Raw genomic sequence first — 17,984 nt, 5'->3', positions numbered from 1 at the left:
TCGATCAGGAGATAAGGCCCATGATGAATCGGGCAATATTGCCCGCGCCTATTGGCACGAGTGCCAGGTACATCGTCAGCATGCCGGCAACGCGCCAGCGCATAGCCAGCACCGCCCGCAGCTCATGCTTGGCCACGTAGCCGCGTCTGAATCCCCAGGCCACGATCGGACGCCAACTGACAATCACCCAGCTGCACAGTGCGGTCTGAGTAAGCGTCCCGAGTTGCGCGCCCTTGCGAAACCATGCTGAGACAGAGACGACCTGTGAGGGCTCCAGCTTAAGCAGCCAGGTTAACAAGGTGCCGCCAATCAAAACGATCAAGGCACCGTAGATGAGCCAGGGCAGCCAACGACGAAGCCGCCCCTTACGCTTTGGAACCGGCTGAGACGCTTCCTCGACTTTTTCGGTGCCGGTCATCTTGTGCTCACACGTCCGTCGACCAACGGCGCAGGATCTGCACGCGTGCCGCCTTGCACATCCATCGACGCGGCCCCGGCTTGCTGCTGGTTGCCCATAATCGACAAAGCTGTCTCGCCGGTCATTTCTTTCCGTATGCGGAACTCAAACATCATGTCGTTGATGTACTGAGTCAGGCGGTCAATCTTCGTCTGTACCTCGGATCTAACGGGAGCAGCGCCTGTGGCCTCGGGCAGGCTCATGCCAGAGATCAGCGCGTTACGCGCGATCAATGCCTTATCGATGGTCTTGTAGACCGCAACCTCCTGGGCCAGGCGGTTAATGGCCACAGACCGCACATCAGTCGGCAGCTTGCGCACGGCGTCCATCAGCTGTGGGCTCACGGCCATGCCGGGAGCGCTGACTTTGGCCAGGTCGGCATGGCTGCTTGAAGTGCTGAAGCCCATATTTCGCATCGTGGGCAGTACCTCGTCCAGCTCGCGCTCAAATTTCGGGGCCAGGCCGGTCGCCGTCGAGGTGATGGTGGGGCTCGGGCAATCGGAGCCTTGGGTGCACATATAGATTTTCTGATCGCCAAGGACTTCGGCACTCCAGCGAGCCAGATCGTCCGGGGTCTTGAAGGCCTGGACCAGGCGCGTCGATGCCAGCGAGGAGCTGCCGTAGTTCGCCGTCGACAGGGAGTTGGCTGCCTTGTTGATGGTGACGTTGTAGCCGGCGACGGCCAGGTCGCGGATTGGCTGGATAGGAGGGGTCCCAGCACCCCCGGCTCGGCTGCCAAATACCCATGGCAATCCGGCACGCTGGCCCGCCTCGTTCTTGTTGATATCGAGCTTGGCATTGACTACGCTGCCGCCCGTATTGGCCTTGACCTTCCAGGCATCGCCCTTGGCCAGGGCTATGTACTCCTCATAAGGGTCCTGGCCATTCTTGATCATCGCCTCCATGTCCTCACAGGTCTTCAGCGATGCAGAGACCAGCAGATCCGCCTTCTGGCTGAAGTTTTGGAAGAGCTGATAGAGGCCTGGCTGCGCGCGCTGGAGGAAATACAGCGGCAGGGCCGAGATACCGGCTTGCACGGCCCCGGTAATCGTCGCACCCAGGTTCTGGATGCTATTCATGAGATCCGACCACGAGAGCCCGATGTCAAACTTCCCGCAGGAATAGTTCGCGCGGACGCCGGCACCCAACTGCATCGATAAGGCGCTGCGATGGGGGGCAGCGCTGATCGGCGAGCCCCCGCCCATCCGATAGTAGAGACCCGACGAGGTAATCGTCTGGGCGGCCGCAGGTGTCACGACCGAGGGAGCCAGCACGCAGGCCAAGGTCACGGCCGCGCAGATCCGCTTGAAGCGCAGAGAAGAGGAGTGTGCGATTGTCATAGTGAAATTGGAGTGGGAGGTCAGGGCACGGAGTAGAGATACACACCACGACGCCGGCAGCAGGTGTACTTTTGCCAAAGGTTCCAGGCGTAGCCGTCATCGGAGCTGGTGGCTCCATCCCCGAACGAAGTCAGCGACAGCGAGTCGTTCTGGCCGAATTGCTGGCACCCGGACCAAGCCTGCGGATACAACATCTGCCATTTGCGCTTCTCGCCATAGTTGAAGTAGCGATAGCCCCCGGAGGGCTGGACGCGCGAGTAGATGTGAGGCTGAGCTTCCTTGTAGATGATCGAGGCGACACGCTCAGCTAGCACTGCAGAAGCCTTCACGGGGTGCGACTGGATGATTTCTCCGGTACGTGGGTACAGGTTGCCCCAGGTCTGCGTATAGCCTGAGCCGATCTCGCCCAGTCCGGGTACCCAGGCCTGCGGATAGATCATTTCCACAGGCACGATGCCGCGCCAGAAAGGCGCATCGAGCTCGCTTTGGAAGTGCAGGTTGAAATAGCTGGCTCCGCCAGGACAGAAGAGGGCACCTCCGGTGCTGCCCGAGAGAATTTCGGAGAGCTGCTGCAGACCGGCGATGCCCGCCTGGATCTGCTGCACGGTCTCGGCGATCTCCATCACCTGCTTCACGCCCTCGATGGTCTTGAGGATCGTTCCAAGGCTGGCCAGCAATGATTCCGAGCTCAACAGACCCTTGGCATCAGATGCCACAGTTTCTGCAATGCTGGCAGGCACTTGGGTCCACTGGCGCCCAATATTGGGTAGCTCCTTCGAGGGAAACTTGGCCAACTCGCTAACCGTGGGAAATGCGATGGACTTAGGCATTGTGAACATGCCGCCAGACGCGAGCATGCTGGCAAACATGCCGGCAGGATTGCCTATGGCATCCGCCCCTTTGAAGTTCGCCATGGCTGAGTTGCTGTCCAGGCCGCCGGCGGACGAGTCCAGCAGCCGTCCTGTCAGTGCAGATCCAGCCGTTGTCAACGTGGTGGCCACGACCGTGCCGATGTCGGTCCAAGGGTGGCGCAGCGGTTCGTTGTAGGTGCTGACCACCACATCTGGCACATAGTGGGAGATCTTGATCGAGGTCCGAATCCAGCATCCGGTCCAGCCGCAGCTCAAGAAAAAGCACACGCCCTCGACGGAGTACGACACACAAGACAAGGCCGCCTTGGCCGTATTCGCGATGATGGCCGGGGTGGTGGTTCCTGCCATGGTGGTGGCCGGTGTGAGCACAGCGCACATCGAGGCCGTACTGACGGCCGCGACGAGACGGCGCAGCCTGAGATTTAGGGAAGCTCGTTTTTTCATCGGGAAGGCCTCTGCTGAGCCGCGGCGAACAGTTCGATGGCGCGGTCCACATCCGCAACTCCATAAATGACCTTGGCGCGATTGATGACGATGGCCGGGAGCCGGTCCAATCGGTACTGGACGGCCAGCGTCATGCCGGAGGCCGCATTGGTGATCTGGTCCTTGTAGCGGCGACGGATCTCGGCCTCGTGCTGACGCATATAGGCCATGGCGTCGGCTTCGTTCTTGGGCAGCCCTGCATTGAGCTGCTGCTCAAGCTGAGCCATGGCGTCCACGCGATAGACCTTGAGCACGTAGCCAGGCTGGCGAAACGGCGGCCGTACCACCGTGGCCGAATTGGCGAAGACCTCCACGGTTGTCACCGAAGGGCCGATAGAGCCTTGGGCCAGCGCGCCATGAGCGCAAAGAAGCAGCACCAGGGCAGTGAGGGAGGACCGCATCATGCGCGCGCCTCCTGCAGGCGTGCCGCCACGCGGTAGGCCGCTTGAACCTCGGTGCAACCATGCTCGTCCATGAGACGGCGGCGCTCGGCCTTCTCGTGGCCCTCGGTCATTGCCAGCGCGATTGGCAACGCCGGTGGCACGTTTCGGAACAGCCACTGATTGTTCGCGCTGATGAGCACACCTTCGGTGTACTTCGCCGGCTCCTTGACGGCAGACTCCATCATGTGGCGTTGCTCAGGTGTGAGCGATCGAAAGCGCGCGATCTCCTCGATCTCGTTTTTGTCCATGGTCAGCAACATCCAGAACTCGCACATGGACAGCACGCGGGACATGCTGCCAGGGAAGTCCTTCAGGTTTTGCGTGGCCAGCCAGAACCAGGCATTGAGCTTTCGCCACATCTTGGTGCCCTTGGCCACCTTCGGGCCAAGCAGCTCGTTGGTGGTAATCAAGTGCCCTTCATCGGTCAGCATGATGAGGGGGCGATCCTCATGCTGAGCGGCCTCGGCGCGCGACTGCACCGAGTCCAGCAGGCTGGTGTAGGCCACAGCAAGCGCATCCTCATAGCCGTCTTTGGTCAGTGTGCCCATTTCCACCAGGGTTACATCGGCATCGGGCCAGTCCTGGCCCAGGCGGTTGAAGAGCTTGCCGCGCAGGCCTGTCGTGAAGGTCATCATCGAATGGCCCATCTCTTCGGCGCGCGCGCGGCGGTGCTCCGACAGAGATGCGTCCTTGACCATGGCCGTCAGCTCCAGGGCGACGTCTTGTGTCAGAGGATGGGGCTTGCCTTCGTTGGATACGCGCACTGCGGCTCGAATAATGGCCCTGGTGACCAGATAGCGGTCGGCGCGCGTCATGCGTTTGAGCTCGGCGTCTTCACCACCCGTAATCATCATGATGGCCGAGATGAGCATCTCGCCTAGGTAGTCGCGCTTTTCTTCGTCCGAGTCGTCGTTGGCGTCATCAGGCTCCATCACTTCATTGACCGACTCCATCAGTCGCTCGGCACCTACGAGCTCAGCATCCTCTTCGGAGGGGATACCCGCTCCAGCGCCGAAGTATTCCTCCGCTGCCTTGAAGGACTCCATGATCTCCTTGTCCTGCAGCAGCTCGCTGGCGTACACGAATGGAGGCAGTGATACGTCTGTATCGCCGCTCAAGTTGACGCGATACACGCTCAAGCCTTTGGTGGCCATGTCCTTGACCATCAGATCGAAAGACTTGCCTGCATCCGCGATCACCAGGCGTGGGCGGTGGATGGCCATGACCAGCATGGACAGGTAATTCAACGTCGCCGACTTGCCCGCTCCTGTGGGGCCGAACACCACCATATGGGCGTTCTTCTTGCGGTCGATCTTGTTGAGTGGATCGATCCACAACGGCTCGCCGCCCCGGTTCCAGAACCAAAAGCCGGGGTTGGCCGTTCCGCGTGAGCGCCCGTAGACCGGCAAAATGGCGGCGATCAGGCTCGCAAACGTCAGGCGCGACCGTCGCATGCTTCGCAGGTCGAACGTGGGATCAAATGCGAATGGCAATGCACGCAGGAATGCGTCATGCGCCACAAGGTCCTCTCGGGATTCGATGAAACGCATCCCGGTCGGCGTCAGCTGGGCATTGACCTCGGAAACAGCCGCATCCAGATCCGCATGAGTCTTGCCGCTCAGGTACAGCCCCATGAACATCGGATACAGCTTGTCCCCGGTGGCCATGTGCTGGAGCACTTGCTCCGACTCTCTATGGGTCTCCTGCGCCACGGCGTTTTGAGCACGGGAGGCCTTTTTGATGTCCTCGACGTGGCGCTCGACCTGGTATTGGGCAGCAATCGTCACCGTCACGGACAGCATCGAGCCAGGCGGCAGCCGGTCAAACCGCGCATAGGCTTCGTTCCCGATCCGGCTTTCTGCGGAGAAGTGCCCTATGCTAGGGTGAGCACGAAGGTTCTGCAGCGTGAGGAACTTCACCGGCTGGCCATCGAATTCGAAGCAGCCTTGTTCCTGGTTGCACGAGGGCTCAGACAGGTTTAGCGACTCGGAAAAGTCCCAGTCATAGATGCCCTCTGGAGCCACATCACCCGGATAGGGCGCGCCGCGGAACAGCTCGGCGCCCGTGCTGGCCCAGGGCACATTACGGTTGAAGAATGGAAGCATCCACTCGTAGAAGTCCTTGCCGTTGGCACGCCGCGCCGTCACGCCGGCTTCGTTCAGCGTGGCCAGCAAGGTGGTGGCCACAGCCTCCATCTGCTGCTCGGCCATGCGGCGCTCATTGACCAAGTCATCAAACTGGCGATAGATGCAGCAGCGAACCCGCCGCTGCTGGCCACGCCAGGTCTGGCCCGTCACCAAGGTGTCGGTAAACAGCCCCTGCTCTCGGGAAACCTGCGACAGGTGACTGCGAAACTCCTTCAGCACGGACTGCGTGTATTCCGAGTCGATGATGGCCTGCGCGCGCTTGGCGTCCTTGTGCTGGGACAGGATGTAGTCGTGAAGGTATTGGTTAAGCCCGTCGATGTTTCGGTCATCGCTCAGGAAGAACTGCACCACCCAAGGCGAAGAGTCGACCTCGGGAATCGCCTGAATGGCCTCTTGAATCTTGCGGCAGTGCTCCTGCAGGTACTCCAGCGGCTGCGCCTCCGTAGCGACAGCGCCCAGCTCGAACAGCGCGCCCAAGGTCTTGCCGTCGCGCATCACAAAGTTGCGGTCTTTGGGTGAAAACTTGATCCAAGGCAGCAGCTCGGTGAAGGAGGGCGGACGGGCGGCCATCTGCTTGCGGTCGGCGGCCGTCATGAGCCGGCGCTTGTGCTTGCTTTTGGTACCACCAGACAGGCCCAGCATTTCCAGCAATCCGCTCATTGGCCGGCCTCCCGAGCAGTGCGGCCGCGTGAGAATGCGGCGCGGCCTTGTTGCAGCTCTTCGGCCACCTCACCGGGCATGGCGTACTCCGTTGACTCATACATTGGGAAAACCGTGACATAGCCAGGCACGGGGTAGCGGCCCTTGGCCAGGTGGGGATAGACCACCATGACCAGATCCGGGTTGGGTACGCGTGCAAAGCGCTGTTGCATAGGCTCCAGGGCCGACCAGTAACGCTGTGTCATTTCGTCGCCGCGCGCGATCGGGCGCGCAGTCGACGCACGCTCCAGGCGGTCCCGCGCCGTCTCACGAGAGGAAGCCGCTGACTGCGGGGGCTGAAACTTGCCCCGATACACATCCACCAGGGTCGGACTGCCAGCCGTAGCCTCTTTCAGCGGAGACTCGCGCGACCCAATAGCCGTGCAACCAGCCAGTAGCGCGGGAAGCACGATGGCAAGAAGAAGGGGATTATTCGAGGCCATAGCGGGCTCCAGACAGGACATTGGGGGACTGCGTGCGGTGCACGATCTTTCTTGGGTTGGCGGGCTTGTCGATTTCGATCTGGCGGTCCAGATGCACGACCAGCTGCTGGCCAGCGGGCGTGACCACCGCGTCAAACGAGCTCTTGAGGCGCTCAGTCAGCCAGCGCACCAGCTCATCGGTGGCTCCAGAACCCATGCGGCCCAGTGCAAAACTGCCGGCATTTCCGGTGATCGAGGAGGTGGTGCCATTGCTGCTGGCCATGGTGGTGGTCTGGGCCTGCGCCAAGGCCTCGGCGGCCACGCCCAAGCCCTTGGCACCAATGATGTCGGTCAGGTAAGCAGGCGCATTGGTCACGAACTTGCCTTGAATACAGGGGTTGCCGTACAGATCACTGATGAATCCAAGGTCTGTGGAACCATTGGTAGCGATGGCTGTGACGCCGGCACCTGCCTGGGTCTGCGGCGCACGACGCGCCGAAACCGTATGGATCGCACCATCTTTGAACACGAAAGTCATGCTGCGGATCTTTCCCTCGGTGCACGAAAGCGCCATATCGCCTACGGCCACGCCGGTAACGATCATCCCGGCGAGGTCTTCGGGCAACTCCCAGCCGTTGGTGGCCAAGTTGTCGCGCCCGACCATGGCTTTGAATTGCATGGGGTCCGTCACACGGCCATTGACCGGCACACGGCCGATCAAACTGGTCATCGCGGTGACGCCCGCCAGCGTGGAGTTCTCCGGCAGCGTGAAATAAGCTACGGGTTGGGGCTTCGAGGCTGCCTGAGTGGCCTGAGCAGCTTGTGCGGCCTGGGCCGCGCTGACCGCACTGGGCATGGATTGCGTGCCGTCCGGCGCTACGCGCACATAGCGCGTAACCATCTTCCCCTGATGCTGAGTTGTTTCGGTGGTGTAGCCCATGGGCGGAACCACCTTGTAGGAAGTGCTGCCGCCAGCTAAGCCTAGATCCTGGGAACCACCGGCGGGTCGATGGCCTCCGCCACTACCACCTGAGCCAACCCCTGTAACAGAGTCGATCGCGTCGCCAATGGGCTTAAAGACATCCAATGGGGCTGGATCTGTGTCATTAGTGCTGCCACCGACCGCCCCAGCCGGCGTGGCACCTGCAGGTGCACCTTTCTCCAAGCGCTCCAGGCGCTTGCTGAAATCCTGGTTAGCACGGAGCACTTCCTGAATATCTGCTCGCAGATCCTTGTTGGCTGCGACCACTGTGGCCAGCGTCTCGCTGGGGGTGTCCTCATCTGCGCCTGCCGTTTTGGGCAGGGGGGCTGCGGCCATGGGTGCAGCGGTCGGTGCATTGTTCTGGCGCATCACGATGACCGCACCGACGATGACGAAGGCCACGATGACAAGAACAGGGGTGAGTTTGTTGCTTTTCACTGCCATGGGGGCCTCACAGACAAGACTCGAAAGTGCGATCGCACACCAGGTAGACCGCCGTGGTGTCGGTGTCTGTACCGGCAGCACCGATCCGGCCATGCTGGGCCGTGGCCGAGAGCCAGCGCCCGCGCAAGCTCTCCAAGGGCAGCTCCAGGGCAAAGCGCGAGCGGTTGGTGACGCGCACCGCAGTCACATACAGGTTTCCCGACTTCCACTGGCCTACGGGCGCAGCGTCCACGGCAGCGCCACGGAACAGTGTCGGCACGGGTTCGGTTCCTACGCCAACCTGGCTCACACCTGGCGTACCACCAGCCAAGCGTCGAGGTGCGTAGAGCTGCCGGGCAGCATGTCGAGTGAGCTGCACCATGTCCGCAGCAACGCTCTCTTGCTGTTGAGACTGGCCACCAGACAAAGCAGCTCCACCAGTGGGGTTCGGCACAGTCGCGGGCTCGATCACAGAAACCTGCAGCTCGCCTTTAGCGGACTGCGTGGACACGACCTTGCCCTTGGGGTCTTTGGCGTCTGGAGCGGCTACCGCAATCAGATCCATCGGAATCTGCTGGCCGCTATCCACCAGCTCGGCAATGATTCGGATCGCCGTGAATGGCACGAGCGCAGTCACATAGATCGTGCCGGCGATCGTCTCGATACGCGCCACGCTATCCATGTCACTGGGCATGCGCAGCAACGCATCGGCTGGCAGGGTCACTAGGCGCTCCTGGCCGACCGTCAGATTCACCCGGACTGGCTCACGCGCAAACACAGCACGCTCGGCGGGGCCAGAAGTCAAAGGAGCTGGACCAACGCGGCGTAGAGACGCTTCGGCAGCTGCGCGCCTGGCGGAACCTACGGCTGTATTCGCCAGCGGTGCGGGCACGCTAACACCTGCCACCATACGCCCGCCAGCTGGGGTGCGTCCTGCATTGGCTCCAGCAGCTGGTGTTGCAGCTGCTGTACCCGTCTGGCCCAGATCAATAGGCTCATTGAACTCGGGCGTCTCGGTACTGCCCGCAAGCGATTCGACCTGCTGAGCAGCGACGCTGCCGTGCAGAAGCTGCAGGCCGACCAGGAGGCAGATCGAAAGAGAACGACGTTGGATCATGTGGATCAATCGACAGAGGTGTCACGAGGCAGGCTCGAAGGGGCAATAGTTCCGGGCAGACGCGGTGCTTTCAGGTCCGCTTGAACCGGCGCGCCAGGCTTGAGCTCCGCAGGATTGAGGCGCGCGGGCTGGCTACTGCCGAAGCAATCCAAGCCTAGACGCCATGGGTTGCGCTCACGGTCCACATCGAAGCGCACCACGCGTAGCGGGTACCGAATGAATACGTCCTTGACCGGCTGCCCTGCGAAGGTCTCCTGAACCTGCATGTCCAGCAGCACCGTCCAAGCATCCGAGCCTTCACGGATCACACGGTTTTCGCTGTACGGAAAGCCGGGAATCTCGCTGATCTGGCGGGTACGGCGGCGCAGCTCGCCTTTGGCGTGACGCTGTTGCATGTCGGTTTGCAGTTGCGCCTGGCAACGCGGAGTCAGATAAAACTGCATCGCATAAATCTGCTTGCCATAGTCTTGAGAGCCGTCGCTTTGCCAGCGATTAATCTGCTGCCAGATGTAGTACGCAAAGCCGTAGGCATTTGTAGACGGCACTGGCGACTGCCCATCAATCACCCGTATCGTGTCACCCGCCTTAATATCGGGTGCGACGTGCAAGTCGATATTTTTAGGAACGCGCGACGCGAACCACATCCCAGCCACACCGAAAAAAACGACTGCAAAAATAATGTTTGTCAGTTTTTTGGTATGGCTGCGCTCCGACGCCAAGGCGTCCAGATAATCACCGCTGCTCATTATTTATCTTCCGATGATTTAGATTTGGCCTGGATGGAATTCATGCGATAGCTGCAACCCAACTGCATCCGGCCGTCATGGACCAGGAATTTAGGCTTTGCCAATTTATGTGACACAAGATAAAAATGCATCGAATGGAGATAGAAGCCTTCAGGCCGATTTCTCTTGACTTCTTGCAGATAGAGTGATGAATACCAGAGGACTGCGAAAGGTACGATAACGCACAAAATTGGAAGAGCGACCCAAAACCCGGTAATAAGGGCTATCGTCCCACCAATAAAAGCGCTCACAGCGAACGACACACCCCCAATATACCCAGCTTCGCTCGTCGCCATACCATTGATAATCGGCGGCTCGGAATTCACGCGATCTGTCAAGGGCGCCATGACAGGCGCCTTCCCTTGGTGGCGAGAGTCATTCGCTGCCATGTTAGGACAGTGCTTGTGCCGCGTAGTTGACCATCAAGATCACAAAACTAATAATAATCACGCTCACAATAACAAACTCCTTAAGGTCGCCCAATTGAATCTTGCCAGCGGTGTAGTCACGGTAGCGCTGCAAAGAGGCAGTTACAACGAATAGAAACGCGATAGCGGCCAGAACCAATCCCAGAATGGTCATTCCGAGTTTAAAATACGCTCCCATTTGCCCGAGAACATCGCCCTCTTGTGTAGTCCCACCGCCGATACTTCCACCTGCAGGAGCTTGAATTGTTGGCAGAGCGCTAAAAGCAGGGCAGGTTGCGAGCAGCACAACCGGAGCCAGTGCAATAGAGGCGATTCCAGAATTAATTTTCTTCAAATGTTTTTTCATGATTTCTCCGGTTGATTAATTTCTTTGATTTACAAAATTATTGATCCGAGCACACCGACCACTAATAGAACGGTGATGGCAATTCCAATACATGCACGCATGGCTTCCGGTGCATTCAGCTCTCCGTCTCCATAAGCCTTCAATACCAGCGTGCCGAGCCATGCGCCAATAGAAAAAACCATCGCAAAAACCACGACAAAAAGCAGGTACTTCAAGCTTTGAGGATTGAATCCGGCACCTTGCATAAATGCAGTCGCCATTTCTGATTGCATGGTTTGTTTTTCTTTTGGTTATTGCCGATAGTCCCCACGCAATGGCGCGACTGGGCGAGGTTGGCGAGGTGCATCCACATGGTTCGTTACGCCGAGGCGCAGCAGCTCCAGGTCGCGCTGCAGCCAGTCGTAGCGGAACTTCACGCGCTGACCGGTCGGCGCGGCTTTTTCCGCGTCAGCAACCATCAGCTGCACCTGTTCGATCTCGCCAGCGATGCGCGCCAGGCGCTCGCGTTCCAGCTCGTCGTCGGCAACATCTGCCCAGGCCATCGCAGTGGTGGAGAGCACTCCAATCACCAAGAGGGCAAAGAACGAATGTCGTGAGCGTTTCATCAATATCTCCTTCAAAATCAATGTCATGCGTATTTCTTGAACGCGCCTACTGTTGTCGATAGGGTGAATGCCACAAGCACGGTGAACACCAGAACCATGTAGGCCGGGTTGAAGCCACCGAATGGCCAGGACAGGTACAAGCCAAAGCCACCTGTAAGCGCCCAGCCCACATAGCGCTTGGCGTGGTGGTAGACGAACGAGGACTCGCGGCCGCCTTGCCAACGGCGCCGATCCCTGCGCACCAAGCCGTCGATCACTCCCATCAGGCAGGCGAGCGCAAATGCGGGGAGCGCGAAAACAGCAGTGCAGAGGCGCAGCAGAACGTCCTGCAGGACAAACATGCTGATGACCACCCATTCACTGAGCATGTGGATGAACGACGAGCCGGCCTTGGCCAGCCCTTTGAGTTGGGGCTGCACGCTTTGACCCAGAAAGCTGGGCAGAGCCGCATCTGTACCCGCCTGCTGGGCGGCCAAGTTGCGCTGATACCAGCGCAGCGCACCAAGACGCTCGTAGGGCATACGAACCCACTTCACAATGCGCAGCGAAAAGTCCACGGTGTCTGGCACTAGCAGACTGCGTGGCGCGGCTGCGATATAGCGCAGATCCTGCTGCACCATCTCCTGTGCATGGCGGATGCCCTGGCCACGCCAGAAGAAATAGCCACCGCCGATTTCAATTACCAGACCGATGAGCCACGAGGACACTGTCACGCTGAATAGCCCAAAGCCAACCAACACGGCCACGCCCACAGGGCCGTGTGTGCTTGGCTTTTTGGGGGGCGAGTTCGGAGCCGTCATGAGTGCTGTCCCATCACGTTGCCGGCCACGGCTGACGAAGTTGCGCCTGCCATGGCGTAGCCAGGCACATCGTCATCAAAGGCAGAGGCGAGATCCGTGTCGATCAACCCACCTGCACCAGCGCCCAAGGGCTGCGTACTGAGCCAGTCGGTTTCTGCGGCCCATGTCTCACTCGTGCGATAGCGGCGCTTCATGTCCTCTGCAACCGCCTTGAGCGAAGCGGGAATGAACGGGTCGTCCTTGGTATCAGCCAGAGGAATACGAATCTTGTGGCAGCGATTGCCTTCCAGCAGCGCAAACGCTTGACCCTGTGGCAATGAGAGGACGTCAGAAGGCTCGATCAGCGGTGCCTTCGACTTGTTCGCTATGTCGTTGTTCTGGCTGGTGAAATCGACGCCATTGCCCTGGGCAGCCGTGTCCGACACTCCCGATACTGGCGTGAGCACCGTCACGTTGACCTGTGGCACCTGGTCCGTCAGCAGGCTCGCGGTCGCCTTGCTGCGCACCCGCAGCATGCAAAGGTGGTTGAAGTTGTCGAGGATCTGGCCAGCCTTGGCCTTGTCACCAACCTTCGCCTCGATGTCGAACATCGACTGGGTGTATGCAGTGATGCGAAAGCCAGATCCGCCCAGTTTGTTGACCATGGGCACGAACTCGGGACCTGCAATCTCATTGACCTCATCGAAATGGCAACACACAGTCGGCAGCTGCAGCTTCCCGTCACCGTGTGGGTCGAGGCCTGTCTTGTAGAGCTTGCCGCCGGTCGAGACCAGATCGGACAGCATGGAGTTGCCCACGGCAGACGAAACCACGGAGTCAGACAAGGCATCCAGGCCGGCATACACGATGCCGCCCTGGCGGAACACAGTCATCCAGTCGAAGATCGGCCGCTTGTCGTTCGGGTCGAAGTAGTCCGGGCTGATGAGCTTGCCAACTGCGCCAGAGGTGAGCTTTTCGAGGAATGGCCCCAGGCTGGCAATGATCTTTTCATAGAACGAACGCTCGTAGCTGAATGCGGCCGCCAGGCCGACAAGTACCTTGTCGTCCAGTCGTGCTTCCTTGATGAGCAGATACATCGCCACCTGGTCGGGCGAACGATCCTGCAGGCTTCTTGGAACCGGAGCCTTCTTTGCCACGATAGCGCGCTCCAGTTCCACCAGGCGGTCCTGATAGCTGCCGAAGCGCTGGGGATGGTCAATCGCGAGCTTGCGAAACGTCATGCCCGCGTAGTCCATGAACAGCGGGTCAATGCCAGTCACGTCCTTGAGCAGCGTCTCGTAGGTCGGAATGCGACCGAGTGCCACCTGGGCTTGAGCCACGATGTTGGTGAACCGCCAGCTGAACTCCTTAAAGGCTGCCGAGTTGCCCGAGGAGGGCAGGGCATTCGTGGCACGGCCAGCGACTTCGGTGATACGCGCGAAATTGCCAATCCCGTTGTAGCGTGCAGAAATCTCCGGGTAGCCCAGATGGAACATATAGAACTGATCCAGGCGACCAGCGCGTCGTGCCTCAGCATGCATGCGAAGCATCAGCTCCGCGTCGCCCTTGGGGTCGATGACGATCACCACATGACCGGCATGAATGTCCTGAGAGCACAGAAGTTCCAATAGGCGCGTCTTGCCCACGCGAGTCGTGCCCATCACCAGCAAGTGGCCAGAGCGCGAGCCTTGGCGCAACACCACCGGCTTTTCGTTCTGCACTCCCACGCCATGAAGCACAGGGTTGCCGCCCAGGTCCACGCCCGTGGCGAAGGGGTTGGCGGTACCGCCGACATCAAGCGCACGCTCCAGTACCCTGGCCAGCAGGCTGTCGGTCTTGGCCTGCGCCCACTTGCGCATCTTTTCGCCGGTCGCTGCGAGCTTGAGCTCGGTTGGCGAGGCCTTCACGAAGCGCTGAACATCTGTCTCACGCGCGTCCAGCAAGCGCTGGGTGTGCAACTGCGTCCACTCAAAGCCTTCGCCCAGGTAGAGATGCTCCTTGAGATTGACAGGAAGCTTGTGAGGGGCCAAGCGCGTCATCTTGGTGAACTTCAGCCCGCGTTGATAGCTATAGACCTGGAAGGCCTGGCGCGCACGCACGCAACCGAAGCCGGCAGCGATTGCGCCCGAGACTGCGCCCAGCGAGTGGGGCATCATCAGCGCCCATGGCGCGGCTGCAGCTACGCCAGCAATCCCAAAAGCTGTGGCTGCGCTCAATGCTTCGACTGGCGGCCTCAGCACGCCTTCCATGGTCCCGTCACTCACTGCATGCCCTCCAGCTGGAACATGCCGTGATGGCTTGGAACATTTTGGGACTGCGCAGCCGCAAAAGGCGTTCCAAGCTGAACCAGCCTAACGCGCAACAGCCGAGCATTGGCACATGCTTTCACCGTGCCTTCCAATCCGATATGCACCAGGCCGAGTTCGCTCATGGAGCCACTCCAAACGTGCGCTGGGGCAGGATCTGGTAGGCGCGGCCATTGCTGTGCACCAGCACGGGAAAAACTGGCGCACCCTTGGCGATCAATGTTTCTGCAAGGAATGCCCCTGTATCAGGAGCCAATTGCAAGGGGTTGGCCACTTGCTGCAGCAGCTTGAATGCGGCTGGCGTTGCTGCCTGCACCACAATGCCGACAGCATTGAGCTGTATCAGCTTCTTGTGATTGAAGGCTACCCAGCGCAAAGACGCGTCGTCCGCGCCGATCACGAACATGGGCTGAGTCAGCCATTGGCCATTGAAGACCTGCGCGCCGTCTTGCTTGAGCACACCTCCGCGCAATTGGCTGCGAAATGGGAAACGCAGCCCGTCGAGCACATTCGCCTCATCTGTGCCGCCCACGATCTGGGCCACATAGGGCGCCAACGGCACCGACTTGCCGCTGTCGTGGATCATCTCCAGCTCCACGCCGGCCAGGGCCGGCGCGCTGCAAGCGAATCCAAGGGCGAGGATGGCGAACCTGCAGTGCATATCAGCGTTTTCCGCGGTTGGCGGGAGCTGGCGATGCGCGCTGGATGATCTGCGTGCGTGGCACGTTCAGCATGTCGGCTGCACCTACAGACGACTGCACGCGTGGCAGGCCGTCATAGTTCACCATCGGCTCATTGGGATACAGGCGGGCCATGGCCGCCTGCATTTCACGGTCCCACAAGATGCTTCGCTCCACATCCTGGTGGAAGATCCGCGCCATGCGCTCGGCATACTGGCGGCGCTCTGCATCGTTGCGAGCATGAATGCCCAGGACCTCAAGGGGCGAGAGCTCCTTGACTGAGAAATTGGCACGAGGTCCCAGCGACAGCACCTTGGCGCGCTGCATCTCATCGGCAGTCAGACCCCACATCTGTTGCACAGCACGCGCTGTCTCGTCCAGTTGCGAGCGGCCCTGTTGAGTCGTGCTGGGCAACGAGCTAGCTTCTGCAGTGCGGCCAGTGCGCAGCTGCGCAAGGGCGCCCGTGCTCAGCTGCAATGCGACCACGGTGGCAATAAAGGCAGTTTTTTTCATCAATCAGCCTCCATTGCTCACGGAGAGCGTCAGGCCCTGGCTGCCGGGAGCCACGAACGTGGCAGTCCGCGACACAGGGTCCGCCGACTTGAGGGACAAGCCGTTGACCACATCACCTGGGCGCAAGACACGCACGCTGCGATCTCCGGGCACGCCCGACGCGACCACGACCGACGGCTCGCCGTTCCACATATCGACGGACACGAGCTGGGCACCCGTAGGGGCTGCCGCAGGCTTCGCTGCGACGACCTTTGCAGCCTGGCGTGGAGTCGCCGGCTTCGCCTTCACCATCACGCGCTTGGGCGCTGGGCGCGGCGACGGCTGCTCGATGGGGGCGGCCTGTGCGGCTGCCGGAGCCACTGCAGGGGCTACCGCAGGAGCAGGAGCCGGTGCCGCAGAGGTCTTGCCAGCAAGTGCGTTGGCCTGCTGCATGGCGGCCAGTTGCTGGGACATCAGCAACATCATGTCTTCCATGCGCTTCATGCGATCAAGCATCTGGGGGTCGACGCCGACTGGTGTTGCAGTCGCCACTGCCGTGGGGGCCACCGCCATAGTCGGCGCTGGTGCGGCAGTAATAGGTGGACTACCAGCCGGTGCTGCTGCAGCGGCCTCATTTCGCTGCAGGGCCAAGTTGGCCACGGCTTGCGGCACAGCGCCCGCGTCCCCCAGGCTGGCAACGCCTGCATCAGCTGCAGACTGCCGCATAACCGCCTCTGGATCGAATTCTGGCTGCATGCCCACGGGGATTGGGTCCGCGTCGCCAGCTGGTGCTCCGCCGATAGGTGCCGCAGCCGCATCAGCCAACGGCGCAAGGGGCAGCGGGGAGGTGTCAGCCAGGCGCGGATCGAACTCGGAAGCATCGAAAGCAGGCTGCGGCGCCACCAGGCCGGCCTCGGGAAGCGATGAGCCAAGCAGATCCAGTGCTGGTAGACGTTTCGACCCGTATTGAAGGTACCCCACTGCCAACATCCCCACGACACCCGCAATGCCGACTGTGCGCAGCACCCATGGGTTCGTCGACTTGCGTCGCGATGGGATTTCGCTGGATTCAACACTCACAGGCACCTCGGCCTTGCGTGGCTTTGCTGCAGCTGGTGCGCGACCAAAAGCGCGGGCGAAGAATCCGGGCCGGTTTTTGACCTCAACAGGCGCAGCAGCTGCCGACGCAGTTGCAGTGGCAGCACTGAGAGGAGCGGCAGTCTCAAGCTCGCTCAACCAAGAATGATCGACAGCTGAATCATCAACACCAGTGACCTCGGGGGCCACAGAAACCGCAGGCGACAAATCTGCCACATCGGGAGGCGGCGGCGGCGGCACGCTTGGCTCAGTCACTTGTACGTCTGCATCGACAGTGCTTTGTTCCGACATGCTCACTCCTTGGCGGACGCCTTCGGCTGAGGCGTAGTGCTAGGGCTGACGATGGGCTCCAGGCGGCGAGGCTTGGGTGCGTTGGCGAGGGTGAACCACACACGGCGAGTGATTTGGTCGGTGTGCCAGCGCCATGCTGTGCCCACCAGCACATTCAGAACGTCTTGAACAGAAAACGGGCCTAGCGTGCGCTGAGCTTCGGGCAGCGGCAGACCGAGAAAGCGCCGCGCATCGGAAGTCAGTGATTGGGAATCCACCAGGGCATAGCCCGTACGAAGCAGCGTGTACTCGATGGCTTCGCCAACGGTCGTCACCTGTTCGCGCGGGAATGTGAGCTGGGCCACCAGGGCCAGCGGCTCATTCAGATGCGGCTGTGGCAGGGCTTCGGCAGTCGTATAGCGACCCAACTGCAGGCGCTTGTTGCCATCAACAAGCTGAGGGGTGGCCTGGGCTGAAGCCATGGCCAGCAAAGCCATGCTGGCAAAGAATCTGGGCATGCGGGTCATGGACCGTAGGAACTCCGTAAAAAGAACCCGGACCACAACCAAGAGGAGGTGTGCGAAGAAGATCAGTGGACCGGGGGTGTCGACGCAATGCGTCAGTCGCCGGGCCGAATGTTCTTAGAGCTGCCGCTTTGTCACCAGCGGAAACCGTGCGTTACATACCTAACGGTTTACGCTTGACAAAAATAACAATAAATGGTTGTTAATTTAAGGGCATAAGGGACAGCGAGCGGCAGGGGCCGACTCGCGTACAGGACAAACGGCTTTACTGGGTACAGGACCTATC

Annotated in this window: 20 protein-coding genes; all 20 read right to left on the bottom strand. The window is 60.4% G+C overall.

Annotated features, from left to right (window positions below):
- Window positions 1-4: 4 nt before the first annotated feature.
- A complete protein-coding gene (locus tag FSY59_RS16905; RefSeq protein WP_019042341.1) occupies window positions 5-418 on the bottom strand; it encodes a hypothetical protein in 414 nt (137 codons plus the stop codon).
- Window positions 415-1,797 (bottom strand): integrating conjugative element protein, encoded by a 1,383-nt coding sequence (locus FSY59_RS16900; protein ID WP_019042342.1) that lies wholly within the window; start codon window positions 1,795-1,797, stop codon window positions 415-417. Before FSY59_RS16900 ends, FSY59_RS16905 begins: the two co-directional genes overlap by 4 nt.
- Before the next feature lie 20 nt (window positions 1,798-1,817).
- Window positions 1,818-3,047: a TraU family protein gene (locus tag FSY59_RS16895; protein WP_019042343.1), complete on the bottom strand. Its 1,230-nt coding sequence runs from the start codon at window positions 3,045-3,047 to the stop codon at window positions 1,818-1,820.
- Between the two features lie 62 nt (window positions 3,048-3,109).
- Window positions 3,110-3,556 (bottom strand): TIGR03757 family integrating conjugative element protein, encoded by a 447-nt coding sequence (locus FSY59_RS16890; protein WP_019042344.1) that lies wholly within the window; start codon window positions 3,554-3,556, stop codon window positions 3,110-3,112.
- Window positions 3,553-6,402 (bottom strand): conjugative transfer ATPase, encoded by a 2,850-nt coding sequence (locus FSY59_RS16885; RefSeq protein ID WP_019042345.1) that lies wholly within the window; start codon window positions 6,400-6,402, stop codon window positions 3,553-3,555. The genes FSY59_RS16890 and FSY59_RS16885 overlap by 4 nt, the downstream gene beginning before the upstream one ends.
- The gene (locus FSY59_RS16880; RefSeq protein WP_019042346.1) at window positions 6,399-6,884 is read right to left on the bottom strand and encodes a TIGR03751 family conjugal transfer lipoprotein; all 486 of its coding nucleotides are present in this window, start codon (window positions 6,882-6,884) and stop codon (window positions 6,399-6,401) included. Before FSY59_RS16880 ends, FSY59_RS16885 begins: the two co-directional genes overlap by 4 nt.
- Complete coding sequence (locus tag FSY59_RS16875; protein WP_019042347.1) at window positions 6,871-8,289, bottom strand: TIGR03752 family integrating conjugative element protein; 1,419 nt, start codon at window positions 8,287-8,289, stop codon at window positions 6,871-6,873. The genes FSY59_RS16880 and FSY59_RS16875 overlap by 14 nt, the downstream gene beginning before the upstream one ends.
- A 7-nt stretch (window positions 8,290-8,296) precedes the next feature.
- On the bottom strand, window positions 8,297-9,385 hold the full coding sequence (locus FSY59_RS16870; RefSeq protein ID WP_029158355.1) for a TIGR03749 family integrating conjugative element protein: 1,089 nt from the start codon (window positions 9,383-9,385) through the stop codon (window positions 8,297-8,299).
- Window positions 9,386-9,390: 5 nt separating this feature from the next.
- Window positions 9,391-10,131, bottom strand: coding sequence for a PFL_4703 family integrating conjugative element protein (locus FSY59_RS16865; protein WP_019042349.1), 741 nt, complete (start codon window positions 10,129-10,131; stop codon window positions 9,391-9,393).
- Window positions 10,131-10,559, bottom strand: a complete 429-nt coding sequence (locus tag FSY59_RS16860; RefSeq protein WP_019042350.1) for a TIGR03750 family conjugal transfer protein — start codon at window positions 10,557-10,559, stop codon at window positions 10,131-10,133. Before FSY59_RS16860 ends, FSY59_RS16865 begins: the two co-directional genes overlap by 1 nt.
- 1 nt (window position 10,560) lies before the next feature.
- Window positions 10,561-10,944 (bottom strand): TIGR03745 family integrating conjugative element membrane protein, encoded by a 384-nt coding sequence (locus tag FSY59_RS16855; RefSeq protein ID WP_019042351.1) that lies wholly within the window; start codon window positions 10,942-10,944, stop codon window positions 10,561-10,563.
- A 29-nt stretch (window positions 10,945-10,973) separates the two neighbouring features.
- The gene (locus FSY59_RS16850) at window positions 10,974-11,216 is read right to left on the bottom strand and encodes a DUF3262 family protein (protein WP_029158356.1); all 243 of its coding nucleotides are present in this window, start codon (window positions 11,214-11,216) and stop codon (window positions 10,974-10,976) included.
- Between the two features lie 18 nt (window positions 11,217-11,234).
- Window positions 11,235-11,549 carry an RAQPRD family integrative conjugative element protein gene (locus FSY59_RS16845; RefSeq protein WP_019042353.1) on the bottom strand — a complete coding sequence of 105 codons (315 nt, stop codon included), beginning with the start codon at window positions 11,547-11,549 and terminating at the stop codon, window positions 11,235-11,237.
- A gap of 23 nt (window positions 11,550-11,572) precedes the next feature.
- Window positions 11,573-12,349: a TIGR03747 family integrating conjugative element membrane protein gene (locus FSY59_RS16840; RefSeq protein WP_034396550.1), complete on the bottom strand. Its 777-nt coding sequence runs from the start codon at window positions 12,347-12,349 to the stop codon at window positions 11,573-11,575.
- Entirely contained in the window at window positions 12,346-14,577 is a 2,232-nt protein-coding gene (gene traD / locus FSY59_RS16835; protein WP_019042355.1) for a type IV conjugative transfer system coupling protein TraD, read from the bottom strand. Before traD ends, FSY59_RS16840 begins: the two co-directional genes overlap by 4 nt.
- A gap of 11 nt (window positions 14,578-14,588) precedes the next feature.
- Window positions 14,589-14,759 carry a hypothetical protein gene (locus FSY59_RS27400; RefSeq protein WP_019042356.1) on the bottom strand — a complete coding sequence of 57 codons (171 nt, stop codon included), beginning with the start codon at window positions 14,757-14,759 and terminating at the stop codon, window positions 14,589-14,591.
- On the bottom strand, window positions 14,756-15,295 hold the full coding sequence (locus FSY59_RS16830) for a PFL_4695 family integrating conjugative element protein (RefSeq protein WP_034396552.1): 540 nt from the start codon (window positions 15,293-15,295) through the stop codon (window positions 14,756-14,758). The genes FSY59_RS27400 and FSY59_RS16830 overlap by 4 nt, the downstream gene beginning before the upstream one ends.
- Window position 15,296: 1 nt before the next feature.
- Window positions 15,297-15,827 carry an integrating conjugative element protein gene (locus tag FSY59_RS16825; RefSeq protein WP_148729383.1) on the bottom strand — a complete coding sequence of 177 codons (531 nt, stop codon included), beginning with the start codon at window positions 15,825-15,827 and terminating at the stop codon, window positions 15,297-15,299.
- 3 nt (window positions 15,828-15,830) lie between these two features.
- Window positions 15,831-16,532, bottom strand: coding sequence for a hypothetical protein (locus tag FSY59_RS16820; protein WP_253279284.1), 702 nt, complete (start codon window positions 16,530-16,532; stop codon window positions 15,831-15,833).
- A gap of 665 nt (window positions 16,533-17,197) precedes the next feature.
- Complete coding sequence (locus FSY59_RS16815) at window positions 17,198-17,701, bottom strand: hypothetical protein (RefSeq protein WP_019042360.1); 504 nt, start codon at window positions 17,699-17,701, stop codon at window positions 17,198-17,200.
- Between the last annotated feature and the right edge of the window lie 283 nt (window positions 17,702-17,984).

Source organism: Comamonas sp. Z3 (assembly GCF_008121565.1).
GTDB classification, from domain to species: domain Bacteria; phylum Pseudomonadota; class Gammaproteobacteria; order Burkholderiales; family Burkholderiaceae_C; genus Comamonas; species Comamonas brasiliensis.
The sequence above is the reverse complement of the archived record's forward strand: the minus strand, read 5'-3'. Positions and strand labels throughout refer to the sequence as shown.